The following is a 5,093-nucleotide window of genomic DNA, read 5'->3' as shown; positions in this document are numbered from 1 at the left end:
CCCTTCTCTCACCGTTCCCCATCCCGATCTCGCCGCTTGACACACCGCCAAGCAAGCAGCCTAGACCCCCAGGATGAGGGGTCCTTTTTCGACGCCGATCACCCCGCTACCGGGGTCCCTTTTGCACGCCGATCCACAGTGGTGGGCGAGCGCCCCGCTTCCGAGCCGCATCCGATCGCCGACGAGGTCCGGCGCCAGGCCGATGCGGCGCTGGTGTCCTGATTGCACCTTGCCGCTTCCCGACGCCGACAGGCACCGGGCGATCCAGCGGGATCACGGCTTGCGCTCGACGTCCTTCCTGTCGGCCTCGGCCGGCGTCAGGCGAGCCCGCTCGCGGATGCGGCGTTCCAGCGGCGCACCGACGAACAGGACGAGCATTGCAAGGCTCACCCCGCCGATGATGAGCGGCCACACTGCCAACCCCGCTGCCGCGCCGATCGTGGCCGTCACCCAGATGCACGCGGCGGTCGCCAATCCATGCACTTCCTGACCCTGGCCGACCCGCAGCACCGCGCCGGCACCGATGAAACCGACGCCTGTCAGAATGCCCTGCATCGCCCGCCCTGCGGCGTCGGCGTTTACATTTGGCAGGCCACTATGCACGACCGCCTGCACGGCGATGCAGCTCGCCAGACCGACCAGACCCAGCGTTCGCAAGCCCATGATCTGCCGGTTCTCGCGCGAGCGTTCCCAGCCGAGCACCATCCCGGCCACGGTCGCAACCACCAGCCGCCCGATCGCATCGATCCAGAAGCCGATGTCCGATCCCGCTGACGCTTCGATCATTCGACCAGCACGTGGACGTGATGCCAGGCGGTGCACAGATAGCCGGCGAAGTTCCACATCGTGTCCGGCCGTTCGGGCTGTCCCTGTCCAGCCCCGTCGAAGGCGCGCACGACGAGGTGCTGGCGACCTTTGGCAAGCGTGGCGTCGAGGGTCCAGCGCCGCCAACCCCAGTGCGTCTCCGGATCATCGGCGAACGTCGCCTGTTGCCACTCGCGACCACCGTTTACCGACACTTCGACCCGAGAGACGCGGCGATCATAGGCGATGGCATAGCCCTCGATCCGCACCTCCCCGGCCGGCAGGCTTTCGCCAGAGCCGGGCACGCAGATCGCGGCGTTGAGCGGCATGGCATTGATGGTCAGACCCCGGCTCCAGTCGACGGTGTCGCTCGTCACATCGGCGGGAAACAGCTTGTAGTCGTGCGCCTGGATCGGTGCGTCGGAAGGCATGTCTCGCACCTCGATCCGTGTCAGCCACTTGGCGCTGCGCACGCCGGCATAGCCCGGCACCACCATGCGGAGCGGTGCGCCGTGTTCGGGCGTCAGCGGCTCGCCGTTCATCGCCCAGACGAGGAGGACGTCGGGCTGCCGCGCCTTGCTCATGGCGATCGATACCCCGAACAAGGCTTCCTCGCCCTCCACGTCCACCTCGTCCGCGCCGGTGAACGCCACGAACAGGTCGGAAGCATCAGGTGCGCCGACCGCATCGAGCACATCGGCCAGGCGTACGCCGGTCCACTCTGCATTGCCGATCGCGCCGACATCCCAAGGATCACCCGACGTTTTTCCGACCTGCTGGAGGTCAGTGCGCCGGTTGCCGGCGCACTGGAGAACTGCCGTCACCGTCCGCGTGGGGAACGTAGCTTTCAGTTCCTCTACCGAAAAAGAGCGGCTCGCCATGCCCGTCCCGCTCACCTCGATCCGATGATTGGCGGGCAGATCCGGCACTGGCCCGTGGCTGCGCACGTAGAACAGCGCCTGCGGCGTCAGGAACCGCTCGATCAACGCACCGGGCGTCGGCTCGGCGTTGTAGGGATCGGAATTGCGCGCGATCATATTGGTCATGGACGATCAAACGTCGCAGGCCCGCCTAACGCTCCAAGTCTTCGAGACCATCGCAGACGAAAGGCTGCCGATCATTCCGATATCCAGATTGGAATGACCATATCAAACGGTTGGTCGTATCGATCTAAGTACGCGATATATGCTGCATGACCCTGGAGCAGCTCAGAATCTTCGTCGGTGCCGCGGAGCGCGAACACGTCACCAAGGCAGCGGAGGCGCTGAACGTCACGCAGTCTGCTGCCTCCGGGGCGGTTGCGGCCCTCGAAGCGCGCTACGGCGTTCCGCTGTTCCACCGCGTCGGGCGTGGCATCCAGCTGACCGAAGCAGGCCGAGGCTTTCTGGAGGAAGCGCGCGCGGTGCTGGGGCGGGCAGCGCATGCCGAGACGATGCTGGCGGACTATGCCGGGCTTGCCCGTGGTTCGTTGCGGATCGTCGCCAGCCAGACGATCGCGAGCTACTGGTTGCCGGCAAAGCTCGCCGCCTTCCACGAACGCCACCCGCAGATCGCGGTCGAACTGGCGATCGACAACACCGAAGGTGCAGCAGCGCAGGTCCTGAGCGGCGCCGCGGAGCTCGGTTTCGTCGAGGGCGAGGTGGACGAACCGGCGCTCGCCCACTGGAATGTCGGGCATGACCCGATGGTGCTGGTCGGCCGCGAGGACGCCGGGCGCGTCGACGAGGACTGGCTTCGCGCTGCACGCTGGATCGTCCGCGAGCAGGGTTCGGGCACGCGCTCGACCTTCGAGGACGTGCTGCGAACGCGCGGGTTCGATCCGGCCCAGCTGACGGTAGCGATGACGTTGCCGTCCAACGAGGCGGTGCGTACCGCGGTCGAGGCCGGTGCCGGCGTCGCTGTGTTGTCGCGATTGGTCGTCGCACGCGCGCTCAAGGCCGGCGATCTGGTCGAGCTGCCGCTTGGGTTGCCCGACCGCGCCTTTCACGCGCTACGCCACAAGGAACGCTATCGCACCCGCGCGGCCGACGCGCTGACGAACCTCGTCAAGGAGCAGGTCGCATGACTGCCGACACGCACTCCGTTCTCAGCGGCCTCAAGCCGGGGTCAGCACATAGAACGGACCCAGATATACGGTAACGCGATCGGGTGTCGGCAAACCCCCAGATTCGGGTTTCCGTACAGCTGACCAAAGCGACAGGATTTGTCGCACACTCTGCCGTCCTGTTGGCACCACGACCCAAGGCCGGAGCGCACCCTGTCCGAAAACATGTGTTTGTCGGACATGTTCACGAGGCAACGTGTCGCCGTCGCGCTTAATACCTAAGACGCGCACGATATTGACATCTCATGTGTAATTTGCCGTTTCAGCGCACAGTAAGGCCGTATTAGGAATCGAAATGGCGTTCAGAGCAGATGAAGCCGCTGCGAGCGGTTATGAGAAGGCGCGCAACTACCTTGTGTCGCGGCATTTCACGCCAGCACAGCGCGAGCTGTCGGACGGGGCACTTCGTGCGATTGTCGAGGAGATCGGTCCGCCGGTCGACGGCTATCCCACCTGGCACCCGCTGGTCGCCCAGCATGACGGGCGGAATCCGGAAACCTATCCCAGCGAACGCACGGGCTATGAAGGTCTCGACCATACGCGCTATTTTGCGCATGGCTTCATCACCTGTCCCTACGTTGACGGCGACAAGGTGATCGCTTCAGCGCAACGAATTGTCTGCCCGCCTGGGGTCTCGATTTCCGCCGAACGTCTCGACGGTCCGTTCTACATGGACAACGCTGAGCCCATCCTCGTCCGGTGCAATTGGGACCGCGGTCTGGAAGCCAACCACACCATCCCAAAATCGCTCGCCGTGCCTCTGATGCTCGAGCAGGAACTCCCCTGCTGGCGCTGGTCGCAGCGCGCCGAAACGTGGGAAACGATGCGCCCCTATCTGCTTGGCGAGCCCCATGGCAGTCGATCGTCCCTGTTCGTGACGCAGGAGACCGCACTGGCTCTCAAGAAGATTTATCTGAGCCTTGTGGAATCGGGGATGTTCGGCCCGGTGAAAATGCGCTGACGGTCGCCCGGGGGATTTTGATGACGAATGGCGTGCAAGCAACCGAGCCAGCAGGCGAGGTCCGTCCCGAGAGCATAGGCGATGTCCCGGTGCGGGTCGTCAACACCTACTCACGTCTATGGCAGTTCGAAACGTGGCTGCGGGCGATGGTTTACGTCGAGCTTCGAGCGAAGCTCGGCGATTCTTGGGCAGATGATCTGAAAAAGAAGCCGGGCCATCAACAGGCAGATGCATCGCTTACCCATATGCCTACAGCGGAAAGCAGCGCGCTGAGCTACAGTCAGTTGCCCGCCTTGCTCGAATTGATCGAGACACATTGGGACTGCTTCGAAACCTATTTCCCCCCGCGCGATCTTTGGCATGCCAAGTTGCGCGAGGTTAAGCAAATCCGCAACCGCGTCGCGCACTTTCGCGCTGGGCATGCTGATGACTACGCCCGCATTCTTCAGTTTCTACGGGATCTGGACAAGAGCTTTTGGCGATATTGCACCAGTTACAACAACGGCCAGCCCTTCCTGCCGCAGCGGATCAATCCAGTGGCTAAGCGCTTTTTGCCGCTCGACCCGCTCCCGTTCGTCGAGTTCGAGAAGAAGCGTTGGGCACAAATCGGAACGCGGAACAAGGAGCTGCCGGTTGGGATGACCGTGCATTACCAGCAACGTCCGTGGGCCAATGTCACAACCCTCAAAGCCGGGCAGCCGGGTCTCCTTTATGACATTCGACTGTTCGCGCAGGATGGACGCGGCCTAGACTACCGACGATTCCTAGATCGAACCCGCGCGCTCCACCCGCACCTCGTCCATGTTCTGCTTGACAGCTTCTCTAGCGAGGTTCGCGTGACGATACCTTCGGTCCTGGGTACCAAAGCTATCGTTGCGCTTATCGAAAAGTGCCACGAGGCCGCGGTGAATAGCATCGTGCGCGCCGCTTTTTCGGATAAGGAAGCGGTGATCGCTTTGGCATCGCAATGGCCGGAATATGTGCTCGGACCCGAGAATCCGCTCGCCTTTCTCAGTCCTGATATGCCTTGTTCGTTTTTCGGCGTCTGAGGATTTCAAAGGGGCAGCAGAGCGAACGCAACTGACCCGCGAAGGGAACCGAAAGTCAGTCTGGTAGCAGTGCGCCACTACACGCCATCCAACGGCTCCACTTGGTTTCCTAGAGCCGGTCCTTCCATACTGTATTAAAAATAGGTGATTTGCGCCGCCTGAACCCAGATGACGG

General features: G+C 63.1%; 5 protein-coding genes. 3 read left to right on the top strand and 2 right to left on the bottom strand.

The annotated features are described in order from the left end of the window. Nucleotides 1-273: 273 nt before the first annotated feature. Together NLI89_RS21295 and NLI89_RS21290 are read right to left on the bottom strand one after the other, a co-directional pair. Nucleotides 274-786, bottom strand: coding sequence for an MgtC/SapB family protein (locus NLI89_RS21295; protein ID WP_116732694.1), 513 nt, complete (start codon nucleotides 784-786; stop codon nucleotides 274-276). Beyond that, nucleotides 783-1,850: a molybdopterin-dependent oxidoreductase gene (locus tag NLI89_RS21290; protein WP_114688962.1), complete on the bottom strand. Its 1,068-nt coding sequence runs from the start codon at nucleotides 1,848-1,850 to the stop codon at nucleotides 783-785. The genes NLI89_RS21295 and NLI89_RS21290 overlap by 4 nt, the downstream gene beginning before the upstream one ends. Before the next feature lie 146 nt (nucleotides 1,851-1,996). Between NLI89_RS21290 and NLI89_RS21285 the strand changes: the two genes are divergently transcribed. The 3 genes from NLI89_RS21285 to NLI89_RS21275 all read left to right on the top strand — a co-directional run bounded on the left by NLI89_RS21285 (nucleotide 1,997) and on the right by NLI89_RS21275 (nucleotide 4,918). Next, nucleotides 1,997-2,869 (top strand): LysR family transcriptional regulator, encoded by an 873-nt coding sequence (locus NLI89_RS21285; protein ID WP_116732679.1) that lies wholly within the window; start codon nucleotides 1,997-1,999, stop codon nucleotides 2,867-2,869. A 334-nt stretch (nucleotides 2,870-3,203) separates the two neighbouring features. Continuing rightward, nucleotides 3,204-3,869: a hypothetical protein gene (locus tag NLI89_RS21280; RefSeq protein ID WP_116462979.1), complete on the top strand. Its 666-nt coding sequence runs from the start codon at nucleotides 3,204-3,206 to the stop codon at nucleotides 3,867-3,869. Between the two features lie 20 nt (nucleotides 3,870-3,889). Further along, nucleotides 3,890-4,918 (top strand): Swt1 family HEPN domain-containing protein, encoded by a 1,029-nt coding sequence (locus NLI89_RS21275; protein ID WP_116462980.1) that lies wholly within the window; start codon nucleotides 3,890-3,892, stop codon nucleotides 4,916-4,918. Nucleotides 4,919-5,093 lie beyond the last annotated feature (175 nt).

Source organism: Sphingomonas faeni, assembly GCF_024273235.1.
Taxonomy (GTDB): domain Bacteria; phylum Pseudomonadota; class Alphaproteobacteria; order Sphingomonadales; family Sphingomonadaceae; genus Sphingomonas; species Sphingomonas faeni_A.
The sequence above is the reverse complement of the archived record's forward strand: the minus strand, read 5'-3'. Positions and strand labels throughout refer to the sequence as shown.